At 65.2% G+C, this 19,465-nt stretch carries 17 protein-coding genes and 11 tRNA genes; 4 read left to right on the top strand and 24 right to left on the bottom strand.

Annotation, left to right across the window (positions count from 1 at the left end; translation table 11 throughout):
• Positions 1-384: 384 nt before the first annotated feature.
• Positions 385-475 (bottom strand) — tRNA-Ser (locus BIZ42_RS13520).
• A gap of 165 nt (positions 476-640) precedes the next feature.
• Here BIZ42_RS13520 and BIZ42_RS13515 point away from each other — a divergent pair.
• The gene (locus tag BIZ42_RS13515; RefSeq protein ID WP_019185793.1) at positions 641-1,345 is read left to right on the top strand and encodes a protein phosphatase 2C domain-containing protein; all 705 of its coding nucleotides are present in this window, start codon (positions 641-643) and stop codon (positions 1,343-1,345) included.
• Between the two features lie 48 nt (positions 1,346-1,393).
• Here BIZ42_RS13515 and dnaQ read toward each other — a convergent pair whose 3' ends face one another.
• The 3 genes from dnaQ to BIZ42_RS13500 are packed head-to-tail and all read right to left on the bottom strand — an operon-like array spanning position 1,394 to position 3,238.
• Entirely contained in the window at positions 1,394-2,125 is a 732-nt protein-coding gene (gene dnaQ / locus BIZ42_RS13510; RefSeq protein WP_070426721.1) for a DNA polymerase III subunit epsilon, read from the bottom strand.
• A gap of 4 nt (positions 2,126-2,129) precedes the next feature.
• Complete coding sequence (rnhA, locus tag BIZ42_RS13505; RefSeq protein ID WP_019185795.1) at positions 2,130-2,582, bottom strand: ribonuclease HI; 453 nt, start codon at positions 2,580-2,582, stop codon at positions 2,130-2,132.
• Positions 2,583-2,593: 11 nt separating this feature from the next.
• On the bottom strand, positions 2,594-3,238 hold the full coding sequence (locus tag BIZ42_RS13500; protein WP_070426720.1) for a methyltransferase domain-containing protein: 645 nt from the start codon (positions 3,236-3,238) through the stop codon (positions 2,594-2,596).
• Between the two features lie 11 nt (positions 3,239-3,249).
• Between BIZ42_RS13500 and gloB the strand changes: the two genes are divergently transcribed.
• Complete coding sequence (gene gloB, locus BIZ42_RS13495; RefSeq protein WP_070426719.1) at positions 3,250-4,017, top strand: hydroxyacylglutathione hydrolase; 768 nt, start codon at positions 3,250-3,252, stop codon at positions 4,015-4,017.
• On the top strand, positions 4,014-5,228 hold the full coding sequence (locus BIZ42_RS13490; protein ID WP_070426718.1) for a lytic transglycosylase domain-containing protein: 1,215 nt from the start codon (positions 4,014-4,016) through the stop codon (positions 5,226-5,228). Before gloB ends, BIZ42_RS13490 begins: the two co-directional genes overlap by 4 nt.
• Before the next feature lie 71 nt (positions 5,229-5,299).
• On the opposite strand, the gene BIZ42_RS13485 is transcribed toward BIZ42_RS13490, so the two are convergent.
• The 17 genes from BIZ42_RS13485 to BIZ42_RS13405 all read right to left on the bottom strand — a co-directional run bounded on the left by BIZ42_RS13485 (position 5,300) and on the right by BIZ42_RS13405 (position 16,106).
• Positions 5,300-7,273, bottom strand: coding sequence for a peptidyl-prolyl cis-trans isomerase (locus BIZ42_RS13485; protein WP_070426717.1), 1,974 nt, complete (start codon positions 7,271-7,273; stop codon positions 5,300-5,302).
• Between the two features lie 210 nt (positions 7,274-7,483).
• A tRNA-Asp gene (locus BIZ42_RS13480) sits at positions 7,484-7,560 on the bottom strand.
• A gap of 90 nt (positions 7,561-7,650) precedes the next feature.
• Positions 7,651-7,727, bottom strand: a tRNA-Asp gene (locus BIZ42_RS13475).
• A gap of 107 nt (positions 7,728-7,834) precedes the next feature.
• A tRNA-Asp gene (locus BIZ42_RS13470) sits at positions 7,835-7,911 on the bottom strand.
• 28 nt (positions 7,912-7,939) lie between these two features.
• Positions 7,940-8,014, bottom strand: a tRNA-Val gene (locus BIZ42_RS13465).
• Positions 8,015-8,025: 11 nt separating this feature from the next.
• Positions 8,026-8,298: an HU family DNA-binding protein gene (locus BIZ42_RS13460; protein WP_019185801.1), complete on the bottom strand. Its 273-nt coding sequence runs from the start codon at positions 8,296-8,298 to the stop codon at positions 8,026-8,028.
• A gap of 207 nt (positions 8,299-8,505) precedes the next feature.
• Entirely contained in the window at positions 8,506-10,980 is a 2,475-nt protein-coding gene (gene lon, locus BIZ42_RS13455) for an endopeptidase La (protein ID WP_070426716.1), read from the bottom strand.
• 142 nt (positions 10,981-11,122) lie between these two features.
• The gene (gene clpX / locus BIZ42_RS13450) at positions 11,123-12,412 is read right to left on the bottom strand and encodes an ATP-dependent Clp protease ATP-binding subunit ClpX (RefSeq protein ID WP_019185803.1); all 1,290 of its coding nucleotides are present in this window, start codon (positions 12,410-12,412) and stop codon (positions 11,123-11,125) included.
• A 126-nt stretch (positions 12,413-12,538) separates the two neighbouring features.
• Complete coding sequence (clpP, locus tag BIZ42_RS13445) at positions 12,539-13,165, bottom strand: ATP-dependent Clp endopeptidase proteolytic subunit ClpP (protein ID WP_019185804.1); 627 nt, start codon at positions 13,163-13,165, stop codon at positions 12,539-12,541.
• A 65-nt stretch (positions 13,166-13,230) separates the two neighbouring features.
• Positions 13,231-14,523: a trigger factor gene (tig, locus tag BIZ42_RS13440; RefSeq protein ID WP_019185805.1), complete on the bottom strand. Its 1,293-nt coding sequence runs from the start codon at positions 14,521-14,523 to the stop codon at positions 13,231-13,233.
• Between the two features lie 234 nt (positions 14,524-14,757).
• Positions 14,758-14,842: transfer RNA gene (locus BIZ42_RS13435), tRNA-Leu, on the bottom strand.
• Positions 14,843-14,948: 106 nt separating this feature from the next.
• Positions 14,949-15,215, bottom strand: a complete 267-nt coding sequence (locus BIZ42_RS13430) for a hypothetical protein (protein ID WP_156785741.1) — start codon at positions 15,213-15,215, stop codon at positions 14,949-14,951.
• 189 nt (positions 15,216-15,404) lie between these two features.
• A tRNA-Lys gene (locus tag BIZ42_RS13425) sits at positions 15,405-15,480 on the bottom strand.
• 158 nt (positions 15,481-15,638) lie between these two features.
• Positions 15,639-15,714: transfer RNA gene (locus tag BIZ42_RS13420), tRNA-Lys, on the bottom strand.
• An 81-nt stretch (positions 15,715-15,795) separates the two neighbouring features.
• Positions 15,796-15,872 (bottom strand) — tRNA-His (locus BIZ42_RS13415).
• Positions 15,873-15,907: 35 nt separating this feature from the next.
• Positions 15,908-15,984, bottom strand: a tRNA-Arg gene (locus BIZ42_RS13410).
• Positions 15,985-16,029: 45 nt separating this feature from the next.
• Positions 16,030-16,106, bottom strand: a tRNA-Pro gene (locus tag BIZ42_RS13405).
• Between the two features lie 178 nt (positions 16,107-16,284).
• Between BIZ42_RS13405 and BIZ42_RS13400 the strand changes: the two genes are divergently transcribed.
• The gene (locus BIZ42_RS13400) at positions 16,285-17,043 is read left to right on the top strand and encodes a Bax inhibitor-1/YccA family protein (protein WP_070426714.1); all 759 of its coding nucleotides are present in this window, start codon (positions 16,285-16,287) and stop codon (positions 17,041-17,043) included.
• Between the two features lie 99 nt (positions 17,044-17,142).
• Here BIZ42_RS13400 and BIZ42_RS13395 read toward each other — a convergent pair whose 3' ends face one another.
• The 3 genes from BIZ42_RS13395 to BIZ42_RS13385 form a co-directional block, all read right to left on the bottom strand.
• Positions 17,143-18,051 (bottom strand): LysR family transcriptional regulator, encoded by a 909-nt coding sequence (locus tag BIZ42_RS13395; RefSeq protein ID WP_070426713.1) that lies wholly within the window; start codon positions 18,049-18,051, stop codon positions 17,143-17,145.
• Positions 18,052-18,108: 57 nt separating this feature from the next.
• Entirely contained in the window at positions 18,109-18,852 is a 744-nt protein-coding gene (locus tag BIZ42_RS13390) for a cysteine hydrolase (protein ID WP_070426712.1), read from the bottom strand.
• Between the two features lie 159 nt (positions 18,853-19,011).
• Positions 19,012-19,440, bottom strand: coding sequence for a hypothetical protein (locus BIZ42_RS13385; RefSeq protein WP_156785740.1), 429 nt, complete (start codon positions 19,438-19,440; stop codon positions 19,012-19,014).
• Positions 19,441-19,465 lie beyond the last annotated feature (25 nt).

The raw sequence follows: 19,465 nt of genomic DNA, 5'->3' as shown, positions 1-19,465 counted from the left end.
GTGCACCCGGAAAGATCGCACATCCGGGTCAGCAATTCCTTGTGGATCCATCGGTGAAAGCCTGCTATCCATCAGCAACTACCCGGACACTAGCATGATGATCGCACAAGGGTTGCATTTTGATAACCATCTTCCTTCGAAGCCCATCTCTACCTGAATAAGCTCGACTAGCGGCCATCAGGCCACAACAGGTATCAAGATTAGCTGCCATAAGCACTGGCATGCGAACGCTTTGACCAGCAAGGCCGATGCGCGCCGCTTATAGGCTCCAAGATGTCCAGAATGGTCCAGCAGCAGCCAGCTTCCCATGGCATACCAGATGGCATACTAGCTAAGCCAGAAATGAAAAAAGCCCTTGAAACTCAAGGGCTTAGTTCAATTATCTGGCGGAGAGGGGGGGATTCGAACCCCCGAGGCGCTATAAACGCCTGCCTGATTTCGAGTCAGGTACATTCAACCGCTCTGCCACCTCTCCAGATGGTCCCGGCGAACCGGGACGCGAATGATACGGGTAGGACGCGCTGGCGACAAGTCATTGCGGGCAAAGAAGTGAATTTCTTCTGTATGGATGCCTTGCCGGATGTCCGGCGGGCCGCGATCATGCCGTTATCCCCCGCAATCCTTACCGGCACGCGCCTTCATGATCGAATTCGGACACCTGACCCACCCCGGCCTGCGCCGTGACCTCAATGAGGATACGTATTACGGCGATGGCGAACTGGCGCTGTGGCTGGTCGCCGATGGCATGGGCGGGCACGCCTGTGGCGAGGTGGCCAGTGCGCTGGCGCGCGAGACCATCGTGCGCGAGATCCGCCGCGGGGCGACGCTGGCGCATGCGATCCGGATCGCCGATGAGGAAATCATCCGCACCTCGCGCCGCCGCAATGACAGCCTGCCGATGGGCACGACGGTGGTGGCCGCGCGGGTCCAGGGCAATCGCTACGAGGTGGCGTGGGTGGGCGACAGCCGCGCGTACCTGTGGCGCGACGGCAAGCTGGCCCAGTTGAGTCAGGATCACAGCGTGGTCCAGGAACTGGTCGCGCAGGGCAATCTGACCGCCGAACAGGCGCGTGCGCACCCGCACCGCAATGTGGTGACCCAGGCGCTGGGCGTGACCGATCCGGCGCACCTGAATGTGGCGACCACCACCGGTGAGCTGCGCCCGGGCATGCAGTTGCTGCTGTGCAGTGATGGGCTCACCGAGGAGGTCGAGGACAAGGGCATTGCCCGTACCCTCGCCTTCGACGATGCCAGTGCGCAGGAATGCGTGGATACCCTGGTCGCCGCCGCGCTGGATGGCGGCGGCTCGGACAACATCACCGTGATCCTGGTGCGGTGCCATTGAGGCAGGCATCCCGACCAACGGTCGGGATCTACCGCCGGGGTCGGGCCATCAGGCGCTGACCGCTTCCACCGCTTCAGGCTCACCATCCCAGATCGCGCGGCCGGCCTTCTTGCGCAGCTTGGCCAGGCGCGCTTCGTGTGCTTCCAGCTCCGAGGCGGTGGCGACCACGCGCGGGCGTGGCAGCAGGCGCGAGGTGTCGAAGGTCTGCACGCGGGCGCTGCCGGATTTGCGGTCGTCGGCCGCGCCGAAGCCGATTTCTTCCTGGCCCGAGGTCAGCGCGATGTACACATCGCCCAGGATCTGGGCATCGAGCAGGCCGCCGTGCAGCTGGCGGTGGGCGTTGTCCACGCCCAGGCGTCGGCACAGCGCGTCCAGCGAGTTGCGCTGGCCGGGAAAGCGCTCACGCGCCATCTTCAGCGTATCGATCACCGTGCAGCGGTCGGTGATCTTGCCGTAGTGGTCGCCAAGCAGCGACAGTTCGTTGTCCAGGAAGCCCAGATCGAACGCCGCGTTGTGGATGATCAGCTCGGCGCCGTCGATGTAGGCCAGGAACTCGTCGACGACCTGGCCGAAGTCCGGCTTGTCGGCCAGGAATTCCAGGGTCAGGCCGGTGACTTCCTGCGCGCCCTGCTCGAACTCGCAGTCCGGCTTGAGGTACTGGTGGTAGTTGTTGCCACTGGGGCGGCGCTCGAGCAGTTCCACACAGCCGATTTCGACGATGCGGTTGCCCTTCCGCCACTCCAGGCCGGTGGTTTCGGTATCAAGGATGATCTGACGCATGGGCTCAGTGTACCGGGCCGGCGGCACGGATCCGGATCGCGGCGTCGCGCGCCAGCTGGTCCACGCGCTCATTGTCCGGATCGCCGGAATGCCCCTTGACCCAGCGCCAGTCGATGGTGTGCTTGAGCGTGGCCGCGTGCAGGCGCTCCCACAGCTCGCGGTTCTTGACCGGCGAGCCGCCCGCGGTTTTCCAGTTCTTGCGGATCCAGCCGGGCATCCACTCGGTCAGGCCTTGGCGTACGTACTGCGAATCGGTGTACAGCACGATGTTGCATGGCTCGGTGAGCGCTTCCAGCCCCGAGATGGCCGCCATCAGTTCCATGCGGTTGTTGGTGGTATGCGCTTCACCACCGCTCAGCTCACGCTCGTGCGCGTTGTAGCGCAGCAACGCCGCCCAGCCGCCCGGGCCGGGATTGCCGAGGCAGGAACCGTCGGTGTGGATTTCTATCGTCTTCATTCCATTCCAGATCAGGTGGCCACGGTCCCGTGCCAGCGTGGCAGGGCCACGGGCGTCGGTCCCGGCAGGGCCAGAGTGCGTTTTTCAGCGGTGAACAGGCAGGCCGCGCGTAGTGGAGCGAGGTCGCGCCGGGCCGGCGAGCGGTCGCGCCACATCGGGCCGAGGTAGTGCAGGTCTTCGCAGCTCAGACCGGCCTGCGTGAGGGTATGGCGCAGCCGCTGCGGGCTGCGCACCACCAGCCCGTGGTGGCGCCACTGCCGGCGGTACGGGCTGAACGGGTTGAGCGTGGACAACCACAGGCGGCCGCCCGGCATCAGCACCCGCGCGCACTCGTCGATCAGCTGCTCGGCATCGCGCGCGGTGACGTGCTGCAGGATGATCGCGTTGACGCTCTCGTCCGGCAGCGGCAACGGCAGCCCGCAGTGCACGTCCCCGGCGTAGCTCGCTCCGTCGCGGAACAGCCGCAGGCCGCGACCGGGCAGTTCGACACGCTCCAGCCAGCCGGGCGTCGGTGCCACCCACAGCCAGGGGTTCACCGGGCGCTCGGCGAGCAGGCTGCGCAACCGCTCGGATTCCAGACGGCACAAGGCGTGTGCCGGTTCAGTATCAAACCAGGATGCGACTGTCGCTTGACGGGGGCTCGGCGCGGGGGGCATGGTCCAATTCTATGCGACTGACCGCCCTACCCGCGTTTGCGGACAATTACATCTGGGCGCTGGTCGCCGACGACGGCCGCGCCGTGGTCATCGACCCCGGCCAGGCCGCCCCCGTTCTGGCTGCCGCAGCGCAGCAGGGATGGGTTCCGCACAGCATTCTGCTGACCCATCACCACGATGATCACATCGGCGGCGTGGCAGAACTGCAGGCGCGTTTTCCGGCGGTGGAGGTTTACGCGCCAGAAGAACCGCGCATCCAGGTGGCCGCCCATCGGGTCGCTGAAGGTGAATGCGTTCAGGCATTGGGGCTGGGGTTCCACGTAGTATCCGTGCCCGGGCACACCCGGAGCCATATCGCGTTTCACACCGCTGAACACCTTTTCAGTGGCGATGCGTTGTTCAGCCTGGGCTGTGGGCGCATGTTCGAAGGTACGCCTCCCCAGCTTCTGGCATCCCTGCGGAAGCTGGCGTCCCTGCCAGCGCAACTGATGGTCTGTTGCGCCCACGAGTACACCCTGTCCAATGCCGTCTTCGCGCGGCATGTAGACCCCACCAACGCTGCGCTGTCGCAGCGCCATGAGGAGGCCTTGGCCATGCGCCGCGATGACCTGCCCACGCTGCCGGTTTCACTGGCAAGCGAGCTGGAATGCAATCCGTTCCTGCGTACCAGTACCCCCGCCATCCAGGCGGCCGTCAGCGCCCATCTCGGGCGTCCCGTTACCGATGAAGTCGATGTTGTCGCAGGGCTGCGACACTGGAAAGACGGATTCCGAACATGAGTCGGCGATTGTTGCCGCTCGCGCTGGGCCTGGCGATCGCCGTGGCCGGCAGCGCGGGCGCCCAGTCGTTGACCGCCGGCATGTCGCAGAACGTGGCCGGCCTGTCCTCCCTCCCCCTGACCGCTGCGGCGCTGCCGCCGGCCTCGGTGCGCAACGGGCAGGACATCTTCGCCAGCTTCCGCGATGGCCTGGCTGAACCCACCTGCGACGCCGAGGCGACCAGCCCGCGCTGGCAGAAGCAGTTCGCGCATGCCCCCTCGCGCCTGGCCAACCAGGACGATGACGCCCTGGTGCTGTTCGGCTATGTGGTGGAAGAGCTGCGCAGATCCGACCTGCCGACCGAATTTGCGCTGATTCCCTTCGTGGAAAGCGGCTACCGGCCCAACGCCCGCAACGGCGGCGGCCCGGCCGGCCTGTGGCAGTTCATCGCCACCACCGCCAAGAACCACCGCGTGCAGATGACCCCGGGCTACGACGGCCGCCTCTCGGCGGTGGATTCCACCCAGGCCGCGGTGCGTTACCTCAAGACCCTGCACGGCATGTTCGGCGGCGACTGGCGCCTGGCCACCATGGCCTACAACGCCGGCGAGTACCGGGTCCTGCAATCGCTGCGCAAGGCCGGCATGAACGCGCAGAACGCGCGTCCGGCCGAGTTGCCCGGCCTGTCGCCGGTCACCTATGCCTATGTCGAGAAGCTGCACGCCCTGGCCTGCGTGCTGGAAGACGCAGAAACCGAGCCAGCGGTGATGGCCTCGCTGGACCGCACCGTGCCCGTGCTGAAGGGGCATACCCTGCCGGCGGGCACCAGCGTCCAGCAGTGGGCCCAGCAGCGCGACCTGGATCCGGCCCGGATCGCCCGGCTCAACCCGGCCCTGGCCAGCGGCAAGGGCCGCCCGGCCGGCCAGGTGACGGTTCTGGCCCCGACCGCGCATGCGCCGGTGGATGCCAGCGCCAGCGTGGCCGCCATTGCGGTGGCTCCCAGCGCACCAGTGGATAGCCCGGCCGCCCGTACGGCGCCTGCGCCGGCCGCCACCCGCACGGTGGCCAGCGCGGATCGTCCGCGCAGCCGCCGCCACACCGTGCGCGATGGCGAATCGCCCTGGACCATCGCCCGCCGTTACGGGATGCCGTTGAAGGCCCTGCTGTCGCTCAATGGCCTCAGTGGCAGCAGTGTGCTCAAGCCGGGAGCGGTGTTGCGCGTCGAAGACTGAGCAGCGCCCACCCCCAACGCAAAAAGCCCGGCATCGCCGGGCTTTTTGTTGTCCAGCAGAAGCCGCCCCGGTTAGAGGTTGGCTTCTTCGGTCTGCACCTTGAAGTGCTTGCGCATCGCTTCCACGTAGGCCTTGGCGGCGGCCATGCCGTCGATCTGGCTCAGCTGCTCCTTGAGCTGCTGCTGCTGGGCGGCGTCCACTTCAGCAACGTTGCCCGGGGTGACCTTGGTCACCGCGTAGATCACGTAGCGGCCCTGCACGGCGACCTTGCCGTAGCTCGGCTTGCCTTCGGCGGGCAGCGGCGCGCTGAACACGGCACGGTTGATCTCCGGGGTCGGCACCGGCTGGGTGCGCGGCAGGCCCGGCAGCGGGCTGATCTGCAGCTTCTCGCTGGTCGCCAGCGCCTGCAGGGTCTGACCGGCCTTCAGCTTGGCCAGCACGGCATCCACGGCCTTCTCCGACGCCTGGCGGGTGCGGTCGGCATGGATCGCGGCGATGACCTGCTCACGGGCCTTGTCCAGCGGCAGCGCCTGTTCCGGGCTGTGCTCGGTCACGCGGATCATCACGTTGTGGTTCGGACCCAGCTCGATCGGGTCGCTGACCGTGCCGTCCTGGGTCAGGATGTCGGAGAACGCCGCGCGCAGCACGGCCGGGTTGGCGGCGATGCCACTGGCGGTGGTGCGGGTGAACGGACCGATGGTCTGCACCGGCAGGCTCATGTCCTTGGCCGGGCCTTCCAGCGAGGTCGGGTTCTTGTAGACCAGATCGACCAGGCGGCCGCTCAGCTCGGTGAACACGCGGTCGGTGTCGGCCTTGAGCTGCTCGGCAGCCAGCTGGTCACGCACCTCGTCGAAGGAACGGCCTTCGCCGCCCTTGGTCTCGCGCAGCTTGAGCACGTGGAAACCGAAGTCGGTCTTGACCGGACCGGTCACCTCGCCCGCCTTCATGGCGAACAGGGCATCTTCGAACGGCTTGACCATCGCGCCGCGTTCCACCCAGCCCAGGTCACCACCAGTGTCCTTGGAACCGGGATCTTCGGAGTTGGCCTTGGCCAGTGCGGCGAAGTCGGCACCCGGTGCCTTGGCTTCGGCAGCCAGGCGGGTTGCCTTCTCTTCAGCCGCCTTGAGCTTGGCCGGATCGCTGCCATCGGCGGTGATCAGGATATGCGAGGCCAGACGCTGTTCCGGCGTGGCAAAGCGCGCCTTCTCATCGTCATAGCGCTTGCGCAGCGTGGCTTCGTCGGCGGCCGCCGGCGCAGGCAGGTTCGCGCCGTTGATTTCGACGTATTCCAGCGACACGGTTTCCGGCTGGCGGAAATCCTTGGTGTGGCTGTCATACCACTGCTTGATCTGTGCGTCGGTCACTTCGGCGGTGTCGGCCGGGGTTTCCGGCAGCGCGGCCAGTTCGACGTCACGCGTTTCACCGAGCAGCTTCATCAGGCGCTCGGCTTCGCTCTGGGTGGTGAACCCGGAACGCTGCAGGGCCGACGGAATGATCGACTGCTGGATGCTCTCGCGCACCAGCGCTTCGAACTGCGTCGGCGTGCGCGGCGGATTGCCGCTGGCCAGCGCGATGCGGTAGTTGTCCTGGTTGAACTTGCCGTCGGCACCGAGGAAGGCCGGGATCGAGGCGATGTACTCGCGCACGGCGGCATCGCCGATCACGATGCCGGACTGTTCGCCGGCCAGGCGCACGACCTGCTCATCGATCATCTGATCGAGCACGGCCAGCTTGCTCTCCGTGCTTTCGAACTGGCGCGGATCGAAGTCCTCGCCCTGCTCCTGGCGTGCCTGCTGGCGCGCCTGCTCGAAGCGCACGCGGAAATCGTTGGAGCTGATCTCATGGTGCTGCCACAGGAACGAGACCGGCCACCACGACGGGGCGGACTTCCACCAGGTCGGCGGTGCGGCCACTTTGGCCACGTTCTGCGAGCCGACGCCACCGAGGTAGCTGGAGTCGATCACGAACAGGAACGGAATCATCAGCAGCCCCAGGATCACGGTAACGATCCAGCCCGAGGTCTTGTCGCGAAGTTTCTGCAGCATGGGAAAAATCAAGGCCTGATTGGCGAGCCCGGCAGTGTAACCCGCTTCGCGGCAGGCTCCAAAAGTGCCCGCGCCGGCCCCTGCGCGCGATCTGCCCGGTGCCGCACCACCGATCGCGGCGGGCAAACGGTGTGCGCCGCGCTGCCGAGCAATCTGCTGGATTGGAAACAAAAAAAAGCCCTTGGTTTTCACCAAGGGCTCTTCAAAGATTGGCGGAGCGGACGGGACTTGAACCCGCGACCTCCGGCGTGACAGGCCAGCATTCTAACCAGCTGAACTACCGCTCCGCACTTGAAACTTTGCAGGCGCTCATTCTATCCGAAGATATTCAGATTGCCCACCCCGAAGTGCTGCTTTTTTCGAGGTTTTTTTAAAACTGGCGGAGCGGACGGGACTTGAACCCGCGACCTCCGGCGTGACAGGCCAGCATTCTAACCAGCTGAACTACCGCTCCATGTTTTAAGTTTTTCAGCCGACCAACGGTCGGCTCTACCGCCTTCACCGCGACCTGCGTCGGCGGAGAAAACAAGGCCCCCGATTGCTCAGGGGCCTTCTTGAAACTGGCGGAGCGGACGGGACTTGAACCCGCGACCTCCGGCGTGACAGGCCAGCATTCTAACCAGCTGAACTACCGCTCCACATTTCAAAACTTTTACTGGCAGTGCCTGGTGGGTGCTGAGGGTTTCGAACCCCCGACCCTCTCCGTGTAAAGGAGACGCTCTACCGCTGAGCTAAGCACCCCAGCAAGCCGCTTAGTTTACGGCATCCTTCAGGGCTTTGCCAGCCTTGAACGACGGATTCTTCGACGCAGCGATCTTGATGGTGTCGCCGGTCTTCGGGTTGCGGCCGGTACGGGCAGCGCGGTCGCGGACCTGGAACGTGCCGAAGCCCACCAGCGTCACCGCGTCACCGCCCTTCAGGGCCTTGGTGACGGAAGCGATGACGGCATCAACGGCGCGGCTGGACTCGGCCTTGGTCAGGTCGGCAGCTTCAGCAACGGCGTCGATCAATTCGGTCTTGTTCATTCTCTACAGCTCCTTTGGCGGGGATTCCGCGGATTCAACATTGAGACACCCGATGACGATACGCCGTCGGATGCCAGTGAAGTTCTCTGTTCGCCGAATTCAGATTTACGCTGACTCGCGAGTGGTGCTTTTATACCAGTGCCCCCCTACCCGCGCAAGCTGAAAAGCCAATAACGACGCGGGTTTCGGGCATTTCCACAGGACGCGTCAGTGCTTGACGCGCGTTGTGGAAGCTGTCTTGGACTTGCCGCGTACCGTGACACGTTGCCCATCTTTCTTGGGCTTCGGTGCGGTCAGCGGGGCCTCCAGGGCCAGGTCGAGCACTTCCTCGATCCACTTCACCGGCACGATCTTCAGATCGCGGGTGACATTGGCGGGGATATCGGCCAGATCCTTGCGGTTCTCCTCGGGAATGATGACCGTGGTGATGCCGCCGCGCAGCGCCGCCAGCAGCTTCTCCTTGAGGCCGCCGATGGCGGTGACGCGGCCACGCAGGGTGATCTCGCCGGTCATCGCCACTTCGGCCCGGATCGGCACCTTGGTCAGCGTGGACACCAGCGAGGTGACCATGGCGATACCCGCACTCGGGCCATCCTTGGGGGTGGCGCCATCGGGCACGTGGACGTGCACGTCGTGCTTCTGCAGGAACTCGTTGTCGATGCCCAGCCGCTCGGCACGCGAGCGCACCACCGACAGGGCCGCCGAGGCGGATTCCTTCATCACGTTGCCCAGCTGGCCGGTGAGGATCAGCTGGCCCTTGCCCGGCACCAGGGTGGATTCGATCTGCAGCAGATCGCCGCCCACTTCGGTCCAGGCCAGGCCGGTGACCAGGCCCACTTCGTTCTGCTCTTCGGCACGCCCGAAATCGACGCGGCGAACCCCCAGGTACTTGTCCAGGTTCTTGCCGTTGACCACCACCAGCGCCTTCTTCTTCGCGCTGGGCTTCTTGCCGGCCTTGGCCGGCTTGGCCGCCTTGGTGGGCGCTACCGGACCGGCAAGCGCGATTTCCTTGACCACCTTGCGGCAGATCTTGGCCACTTCGCGCTCGAGGTTGCGCACGCCGGATTCGCGCGTGTAGTAACGCACGATGTCCTGGATCGCATCGGCCTCGATCTCCAGCTCTTCCGGCTTCAGGCCGTTGGCCTTGATCTGCTTAGGCACCAGGTAGCGCATGGCGATGTTGAGCTTCTCATCCTCGGTGTAGCCGGGGATGCGGATCACTTCCATGCGGTCCAGCAGTGGGCCGGGAATGTTGAGCGAGTTGGACGTCGCCACGAACATCACTTCGGACAGGTCCAGGTCCACTTCCAGGTAGTGATCGTTGAAGGCGTTGTTCTGCTCCGGGTCGAGCACTTCCAGCAGCGCCGAGGACGGATCGCCACGAAAGTCCATCGACATCTTGTCGATCTCATCGAGCACGAACAGCGCGTTCTTGCTGCCCACCTTGTTGAGGTTTTGCACGATGCGGCCCGGCATCGAGCCGACGTAGGTGCGGCGATGGCCACGGATCTCGGCCTCGTCGCGCACGCCACCCAGGCTCATGCGCACGAACTTGCGGTTGGTCGCCTTGGCGATGGACTGGCCCAGCGAGGTCTTGCCCACGCCGGGCGGGCCGACCAGGCACAGGATCGGGCCCTTCATCTGCTTCACGCGCGACTGCACCGCCAGGTATTCCAGGATGCGGTCCTTGACCTTGTCCAGCCCGAAGTGATCGGCGTCCAGCGTGTCCTGCGCGGCCTTGAGATCCTTGCGGACCTTGGTGCGCTTCTTCCACGGCACGCCCAGCAGCCACTCCAGGTAATTGCGCACGACCGCCGCTTCGGCGGACATCGGCGACATCTGCTTGAGCTTGTTGAGCTCGGCCTTGGCCTTGGTCTCCACCGGCTTGGGCATGCCCGCCTCGGCGATCTTGCGCGCCAGCTCGTCCATCTCGCCGGGCGCGTCATCCAGGTCACCCAGTTCTTTCTGGATGGCCTTCATCTGCTCGTTGAGGTAGTACTCGCGCTGGCTCTTTTCCATCTGCGACTTCACGCGGCCGCGGATGCGCTTTTCCATCTGCTGCACGTCGATCTCGCCATCGACCAGGCCGACCAGCATTTCCAGGCGGTCGCCGATCTGCAGCGTTTCCAGCAGGCGCTGCTTGTCGGCCAGCCGCACGCTGATATGCGCGGCGATGGTATCGGCCAGGCGCGCCGGCTCGTCGATGCCGGCCAGGGTCTGCAGCAGCTCCGGCGGCAGCTTGCGATTGGTTTTGACGTACTGCTCGAACAGCGACATCAGCGAGCGGGCGATCGCCTCGATCTCGCGCGGCTCGCGCGATTCGTCCGATTCGATTTCCATGCCCACGCCGTGCAGCGAGCCATCACGCTCGGTCACGTCGGTGACGTTGACGCGCGACAGGCCTTCGACCAGCACCTTGATGGTGCCGTCGGGCAGCTTCAGCAGCTGCAGGACCTGGGCGAGCGTGCCGACCTGGTACAGATCGGCGGCGGACGGATCATCCGTCTCGGCGGACTTCTGCGCGAGCAGCAGGATGCGCTTGTCCGCTTCCATCGCCTGCTCCAGCGCATGCATGGACTTGTCACGGCCGACGAACAGCGGAATGACCATGTGCGGGAACACCACCACGTCACGCAGCGGCAGTACCGGCAGGTCGAGAGTCTCAGTTGGGGAACGGGCCATGTGGGCTCCAGTGGAACAGTGGGGATGGCCTCCGGGCGCCTCGCCCGGATACAAAAAAAGCCGATGGCCTCGTTATGGGGCCATCAGCTTCTAGATGCAAGCTGTTCTGAAAAATTTCTTTCAATTCAATTACTTGAACTGATTATTCAGCGCCAGCCGCCTTCTGTTCAGGCGCCGGTGGCGTCTGGTAGATCAGGTACGGTTCGGACTTGTGTTCGATCACCGATTCGTCCACCACCACCTTGCTGACATTCTCTGCCGAGGGCAGGTCATACATGGTGTCCAGCAGGACCGATTCGACGATCGTACGCAGGCCGCGGGCACCGGTCTTGCGCTTGAGCGCCTTGCGGGCAATGGCGGCCAGCGCGTCCGGACGGAACTCCAGCTCGACGTGCTCCATCTCGAACAGCTTCTTGAACTGCTTGGTGATGGCGTTCTTCGGCTCGGTGAGGATGCGCACCAGGGCGGCCTCGTCCAGCTCTTCCAGGGTCGCCACGACCGGCAGGCGGCCGACGAACTCCGGAATCAGGCCGAACTTGATCAGATCTTCCGGCTCGACTTCGGCCAGGATCTTGCCCACTTCCTGCTTGCGCTCGGAACTCTTCACCTTGGCACCGAACCCGATGCCGCCCGAATCGTTGGAACGCTGCTGGATCACCTTGTCCAGGCCGGCAAACGCACCGCCACAGATGAACAGGATGTTCTTGGTGTCCACCTGCAGGAATTCCTGCTGCGGATGCTTGCGACCGCCCTGCGGCGGCACGCTGGCCACGGTGCCTTCGATCAGCTTCAGCAGGGCCTGCTGGACGCCTTCGCCGGACACATCGCGGGTGATCGACGGGTTCTCGCTCTTGCGCGAGATCTTGTCGATTTCATCGATGTAGACGATGCCCTGCTGTGCCTTTTCGACGTCGTAGTCGCACTTCTGCAGCAGCTTCTGGATGATGTTCTCCACGTCCTCGCCCACGTAACCGGCTTCGGTCAGCGTGGTGGCGTCGGCCATGGTGAACGGCACGTTGAGCAGGCGGGCCAGGGTTTCGGCCAGCAGCGTCTTGCCCGAACCGGTCGGACCGACCAGCAGGATGTTCGACTTCGCCAGTTCGACCTCGTCGTTCTTCTGGCGGCTCTCGATGCGCTTGTAGTGGTTGTATACGGCCACGGCCAGGGTCCGCTTGGCGCGGTTCTGCCCGATCACGTACTGGTCCAGGACCTCGAGGATCTCGCGCGGCTTGGGCAGCGAACTGCGGGCCGACTGCGCCTTCTCCTCCAGCTCCTCACGGATGATGTCGTTGCACAGCTCGACGCATTCATCGCAGATGAACACGCTCGGACCCGCAATCAGCTTGCGCACCTCATGCTGGCTCTTTCCGCAGAAAGAGCAGTAGAGGATCTTGCCGGTGTCCGTGGAACGACCTTGGCGGTCTTCGCTCATGCTTCGCTTACCCAGTTACCCCACCCGACTGAACGGGGGTTCGATTCGAGAATAGCACAGGGTCAGGAGGACGCCAGTCCCGCCCGACCCGGTGGAAACAGGCCGGTTTCCCGGCCTGGTACTACGTTATGCCGGCTGGATCGACTCTTCCGGACGACGCTCCAGGACCTGGTCGACCAGGCCGTAGGCCACCGCATCGGCCGCGCTCTTGAAGTTGTCACGCTCGGTATCCCGGGCGATGGTCTCCAGCGACTGGCCGGTGTGCTTGGCCAGCACTTCGTTCAGGCGCGAACGCAGGGTCAGGATTTCACGGGCATGAATGTCGATGTCCGTGGCCTGGCCCTGGAAGCCGCCCAGCGGCTGGTGGATCATCACGCGCGAATTCGGCAGCGCGTAACGCTTGCCGGCCGCGCCGGACGCCAGCAGCAGGGCGCCCATGGAGGCCGCCTGGCCGACGCAGATGGTGCTCACGTCCGGCTTGATGTACTGCATGGTGTCGTAGATCGCCATGCCGGCGGTGACTACGCCACCGGGCGAGTTGATGTAGATGCTGATGTCCTTTTCCGGGTTGTCCGCTTCCAGGAACAGCAGCTGCGCCACCACCACGTTGGCCATGTGGTCGTCGATCGGGCCCACGAGGAAGATCAGGCGCTCCTTCAACAGGCGCGAATAGATGTCATAGGCGCGCTCGCCGCGGCTGGTCTGTTCGACCACCATCGGAACCATGTTCAGGGCTGTGGTTCGGTTGTCCATTAGTGAGGCACCTATTTTGGGGGGAACGACCCCGCGCCAGGGCGCGGGGCGTAAAACACGACCGCTTACTGGCGGATCGCGTCCTGGAACGACAGCTTCTCTTCGGTGTGCTGGGCGCGCTCGGCGATCCAGTCGATCACCTGCTCTTCCATCACACGATTCTGCAGCCCACTCATCAGCTGGGGGTCGTTGCGGTACATCTCAATGACCTGCTCCGGCTCTTCGTAGGTCGAGGCGATCAGGCGCATGGTTTCATTCAGGCGCTTGGGATCCAGGCGCAGGTCGTTCTTGCGGGCCACTTCACCGACCAGCAGGCCGACCAGCACGCGCTTGGCGGCGGCGTCCTTGAAGCCTTCGTGGGCGTCGGCCGGGACGTCACCCGGGTTGCGGCCACTGCGGCGGATCTGCTCGAGCTGCTGGTCCAGCATGGCGCGGGCTTCGTTCTCGACCAGGCGCGGCGGCATTTCCACCGAGGCGTAGGCGGCGATCAGCTGCTCACCGACTTCGCGGCGCAGGCGGTTCATCAGGGCGCCCTTGAGCTCGCGCTCCAGGTTGGCGCGGATGTCCTTGCGGAACTGCTCCACGTCGCCGCCCTTCACACCGAAGCTCTTGATGAACTCGGCATCCACCTCCGGCAGCACCGGCGCGGACACGTCCACCGCCTTGACGGTGACCTTGACCTGCTTGCCGGCCAGTGCCGGGACGCGCCAATCGGCCGGGAACTCGACATCCAGGGTCTTTTCTTCACCGGCGGTCAGACCGACCAGGCCCTGCTCGATCTGCTCGAACATCATGCCCTGGCCCACGATCACGCTGCCCTTTTCGGTGCCTTCGGCCGGCAGGCGCTCATCGCCGGCCTGCGACCAGGTTTCCAGCGCGACCAGATCGCCGTCCTGGGCGCCACGGGTGACCGGGCTCCAGCTGCGGCGCTGTTCGCGCAGGTTGGTGATCATCTGGTCGATGTCGGCGTCGTTGATTTCAGCGGTGTGGCGGACCACGGTCAGCTTGCTGACATCCACGTCGCCGAAGTCCGGCACCAGCTCGACGGTGGCCACGAAGGACAGCTCACCCTCGCCCTTGTCGATGCGCGGGGTGCCGGCGATGCGCAGCTCATGCTCGCGCAGGGCGGCATCGAAGGTCTCACGCAGCAGGCCATCGACGGCTTCGCTGCGGACCTGCTGGCCGAAACGCTGCTCGATCACCTTGGCCGGCACCTTGCCCGGGCGGAAGCCCTTGATGCGCGTGGTACGGGCGATTTCGCCCAGACGGCCGCTGATATGCGTCTGCAGGCGGTCTTCCGGCAGCGAGAAGGTCAGGCGGCGTTCCAGATTGCCAGTGGATTCGATCGAAGCTTGCATGTTGACTCCTGCCACCGGCGGCATGGGCCCCGGCACGATGTGATGGATGAAACGGGTTTTGGACGCGGGGTCGTGGACGCGCATGCCCGCCGCAGCCCTGTAGTTTCGCCGATAAACGCCAGCGCCGCCAGCGCGGGCCGAGAACGTCCGGGGGCCGCCAAGGGCCCAGCATGTGGCCGTCTCCCCGATCCGGGACGTGCCCATGGTCATGGTGCCGGCGAAAACGCCCTGCACTGGTGCGAAAGGGGGGACTCGAACCCCCACGCCTTGCGGCACTGGAACCTAAATCCAGGGCGTCTACCAATTCCGCCACTTTCGCGAGCCTGAAAGCCCAGGCGCACATTGTTGCAGGCGGGGCCGGAAAGCGGAAGGTCGTCATGTCGCTTAACGGGGTGAAGCGCGTGCCCCACCCCGCGGATCGGCGGCTATCGCGCCGGCAGCGCCACGCCGGGAAGCAGTGGCGCTTTCGCCAGCGCCTGGCGTTCCTCGCGCTGGGGCGCGCCCTGCATGGAGGCACGGGCCAGTGGCTTGGCCGTTTGGAAACCGCCAGGGGGAACAGTGTTGCGGATTACGGTCGTGGCATAACCGGCCAGGACCGGGTCGAACGATGCGTGGGCGGGCGTTTCGGCAGCCGTGGCGGCCGTGGCCGCGCAGGCGGTCAACGCCACGGCGGCAAGGATCCTGAGAGTCATGATGGGAGTACCTCGATGGGCGCCTAAGCGCGGTCGGTCGAGTGGAACCTGATTGCCGGTTGCGATCCGTGCGCTGTCGCGCAGCTTGGAAACGATGCGTGTCGCGTTCGACCCCGGTTTCAGGAGGCTTTCAGATATGCAGGCCCGGAAAAGAAAAAAGCCGCCTGGCGGACCAGGCGGCTTCTGTCTTGGTGGGCTGTCAAGGATTCGAACCTTGGACCTATTGATTAAGAGTCAACTGCTCTACCAACTGAGCTAACAGCCCGAAAATCGGGAGGCGAATTATGCAGGGTTTCCTGCGCGCGACGCAAGCGTTTTATTTGAAAGGATGGCCAATGGCGGCAGTGGACCGCCAATGCGCTACCGGTTCAACGTGTCGCGAACAAGAAAAAAGCCACCGGGCGGACCCGATGGCTTCTGTCTTGGTGGGCTGTCAAGGATTCGAACCTTGGACCTATTGATTAAGAGTCAACTGCTCTACCAACTGAGCTAACAGCCCTGAAAAACTCAGGCGCACATTGTAGCGTGTGTGCTGCCTTTTGCAACCCTGGTTCACTTTCGATGAACCAGTTTGAATCAGTGGGGTGGCTGAGGGGACTCGAACCCCCGACCACCGGAATCACAATCCGGAACTCTAACCAACTGAGCTACAGCCACCACTGAAAACTTTGCTTCCTACCGCTTGCACCGAATGGCGCGCCCGACAGGAATCGAACCTGTAACCGCCGGCTTAGAAGGCCGGTGCTCTATCCAGTTGAGCTACGGGCGCTCGATCCGGATTGTCGCATTCCAATCCCGGTTTGAGCAGCGGGCTTGGTCGGGGTAGAGGGATTCGAACCCCCGACATCCTGCTCCCAAAGCAGGCGCGCTACCAGACTGCGCTATACCCCGGCGGTTTGTTTCCCTCCGGGGTTCCCCCCGAAAGAGCCGCCTATTGTGGGAATCGGCGTGGCATCTGTCAACGGTTTTCACACATCAATTCACCTGTCGCCATTGGCGAGGGTCGCTTCGGCTATGCTCGGGTCAGTGGCCGGATGGCCAGCCCCCTACCCCATCAAGGAGATTGGCAATGCGCAGCGGCAATCCCGCACTTTCCGAGTCGACCTTCCTCGACCTGGCCAGCGGCTCGGTCGTGGCCCGCCCCGACCAGGCGATGACCATCAACGGCACCGTCAACAAGACCGGCATCCTGTTGCTGCTCACCGTGCTGACGGCCGCGTTCGCGTGGAGCCAATCGGTCGATGCCTATGGGCAGGTGTCCTCCAGCGCGATGATGTACACCATCGGCGGCGCGGTGGGCGGGCTGATCCTGGCACTCGTCACCGTGTTCAAGAAGGAATGGTCGCCCGTCACTGCGCCGATGTATGCCCTGGTGGAAGGCTTCTTCCTCGGTGCGATCTCGGCCGTGTTCAACATGAAGTTCCCAGGCATCGTGTTCCAGGCGGTGCTGCTGACCTTCGGCACCCTGTTCGCGCTGCTGATGCTGTACCGCAGTGGCGTGATCAAGGTCACCGAGAAGTTCAAGATGGGCGTCTTCGCCGCCACCGGTGGCATCGCGCTGGTGTACCTGGCCTCCTTCGTGCTGAGCTTCTTCAACATCAACGTGCCGGTGATCCACGATGCCAGCCTGCTGGGCATCGCCTTCAGCCTGTTCGTGGTGGCGGTGGCCGCGCTGAACCTGGTGCTGGATTTCGACTTCATCGAAACCGGTGCCGCCGCACACGCCCCGAAGTACATGGAGTGGTACGGCGCGTTCGGCCTGATGGTCACGCTGGTGTGGTTGTACGTGGAATTCCTGCGCCTGCTCTCCAAGATCCAGCAGCGCTGAGCCACTGGCCAGGCAAGCATCAGGGGCGCCTTCGGGCGCCCTTTTTCATGCGCCCGCATGGCGCCCCGGCAAGCCCCGGCCGGAGCGCCTGGCAGGGTACTAGGCCGCCGCGCCGGCTTGCCCTGCGTAATGCGCGGCCAGATGCTCCACCAGCGCGCGCACCTTTGGCGCCAGCGAACGTGCGTGCGGATACAGCGCGAAGTAGCGGCGCTGCCCGGCATGCCAGCCGGGCAACACATGGATCAGGCGACCGGCGCGCAGATCGTCCTGCACGGTCAACGCGGTGAACAGGCTGATACCCATGCCGGCCCGCACTGCGGCATAGAGGGCGGGCGTGGCGTCCACGCGCAGCCGTTGGCCGGCCTCCACGCTGGCCTGCGCGCCCCGCGGGCCCTGCAGGTGCCAAGCGGTACTGGCCGCGCCGGGCTGGAACGCCAGCAGCGTGTGCGCCGGAAGGTCCGCCACCTGGCGCGGCAGGCCGTGCCGGGCCAGGTAAGCCGGCGCGGCCACCAGGATGCGCGGGCAGCACGCCAGCTCGCGGGCCACCAATTGGCTGTCGGGCAGGCTGGCGGCAATGCGAAGCGCCATGTCGAAACCACCCCCGACCACGTCCACCAGCTGGTCGTTGGCCGACAGATCCAGGCTTACCTGCGGATAGCGGGCCAGGAACCCCGGCAGCCACTGCGGCAATTCCTGGCTGGCCACCACCTGCGGCACGCTGATGCGCAGGCGCCCGCTCGGCGCTGCCTGGCCCGCGCGGGCGCGGTCGTCGGCCAGCTCCAGCCGCTCAAGCAGGGCTACGGCATCGCGGTAATAGTCGCGCCCGGCCTCGGTCAGCGACAGCCGCCGGGTGGTGCGATCGAGCAACCGGACCTGCAGGTGCTCTTCCAGCTGCCGCAGCTGCCGCGACAGGGAGGAGTGGGTGGTTCCCTGCCGCTCTGCGGCCGCACTGAAGCTGCCGGCCTCGACGATGGCGCGCAGCGCGCGCAGGGCGGCGAAGTGATCCATCGGCAGTCAGCTCCAGGCGAGTGGCAGGACCCGCCGGATGCGGGCCTGCCCAGCTTATCAAGCGCCCTCGCCCGCCTCGCGGACCGGCAGGGCCAGGATCGCGTCGGTGGCCATGACATCGCCGAACGCATCCTCGATCTGCGCCAGGGACGCCTCGTGCAGTGCGCGGTGGCCGATGCGCGTGCCGTCGGCCAGGTCGAGGTCGCGACTGGCGCTGGCATCGGACGCCACGAGGACACGGTAGCCGCGCGGCGCGGCCGCCGCGTCGCGGGCGGCCCCGACGACGCAGGCATGGGTCTGCAGGCCGGTGATGATCAACGTGTCGATGCCGGCCTGCTTGAGCACCGTGTCCAGCGCCGCAGCCGAGGCGCCGGCGAACACGCTGACGTTGTCCTTCTGGATGACGGTTTCGCCACTGCGCGGCTGCATGTCGCGATGGAAGGCGACGTTGACACTCCCCTGCGCGAACAGCGGCGCGCCCGCCGGCAACACATGCTGCACGTGGATGACGCGGATGCCGTGGGCATCGGCGAAGTCGACCACGCGGCGGGTCTGGCGCAGTGCGGCGATGCCGTCGGGAATGACCATGCGGCCGCCGGCGAAACCTGGCGCGGCACCGGCATCGAAGTATTCGTTCTGGAAGTCGATCACCAGCACCGCGGTCTTCGCTGCGTCGAGCGAGGCGGGCACCGGGGCACCCGCCATGTGGCGGATGGTGGGATGGGACGGTTCAGTGGCAACCACCGGGGCGGTGGCAGCCATGCCGATCAGGCTGGCCAGGCCGAAGGCCGTGAGGTTCATGGGACGACTCCTGTGCGATGGAAAGTGGGCACAGGATGCGAGTCGGATGGCGCACGAACCAGCCATGGATTGACACACGATCTGTGCAGATTTCGAACAGACCGATCGTGTGGAGTCGCGCCAGGCGCGACTGCTTTTCGTTCGGGCGCCCGTAAACGATCAGCCGCGCAGGGTTCGACTCGACGACGCCAGCGTGACGCCATTGAGCCGCACGATCACCGCGTCCTTTCGCCCGGGCACCACTTCGGCAGCGTTGCTGCCAGCGCGCACGGCACGTTCCAGGCCCGCCGGGTACTGCACCGGCACCCCTGCGAGGGTCTGCACATGCTCTGCCCCATTCTTGCCCCTGATGATGAACTCCGCGCAGGCGCCCTCCAGCCGGTACACCGGCGCCCCCGCCGGACATTCGATCAACTGCAGCGCGCGCGCTTCGCTGTGCCGCAGGTTGCGGATGCAGACCCCGTGCTTGCGCAGGCGACGCAACGCGCGCTGGGAACGGGACCAGGGCCAGCAGAAGACAAAGTAGATGCCTACGCCGATCGAATAGACGGCAACAGCCGCCACCACCCCCACAGCCGAATCAGGCATCTGCAAAAACCCTGTCGGTGAAAAG

This window comes from Stenotrophomonas sp. LM091, assembly GCF_001806305.1.
Taxonomy (GTDB): domain Bacteria; phylum Pseudomonadota; class Gammaproteobacteria; order Xanthomonadales; family Xanthomonadaceae; genus Stenotrophomonas; species Stenotrophomonas bentonitica_A.
This window is presented reverse-complemented; position numbering and strand designations above follow the sequence as displayed.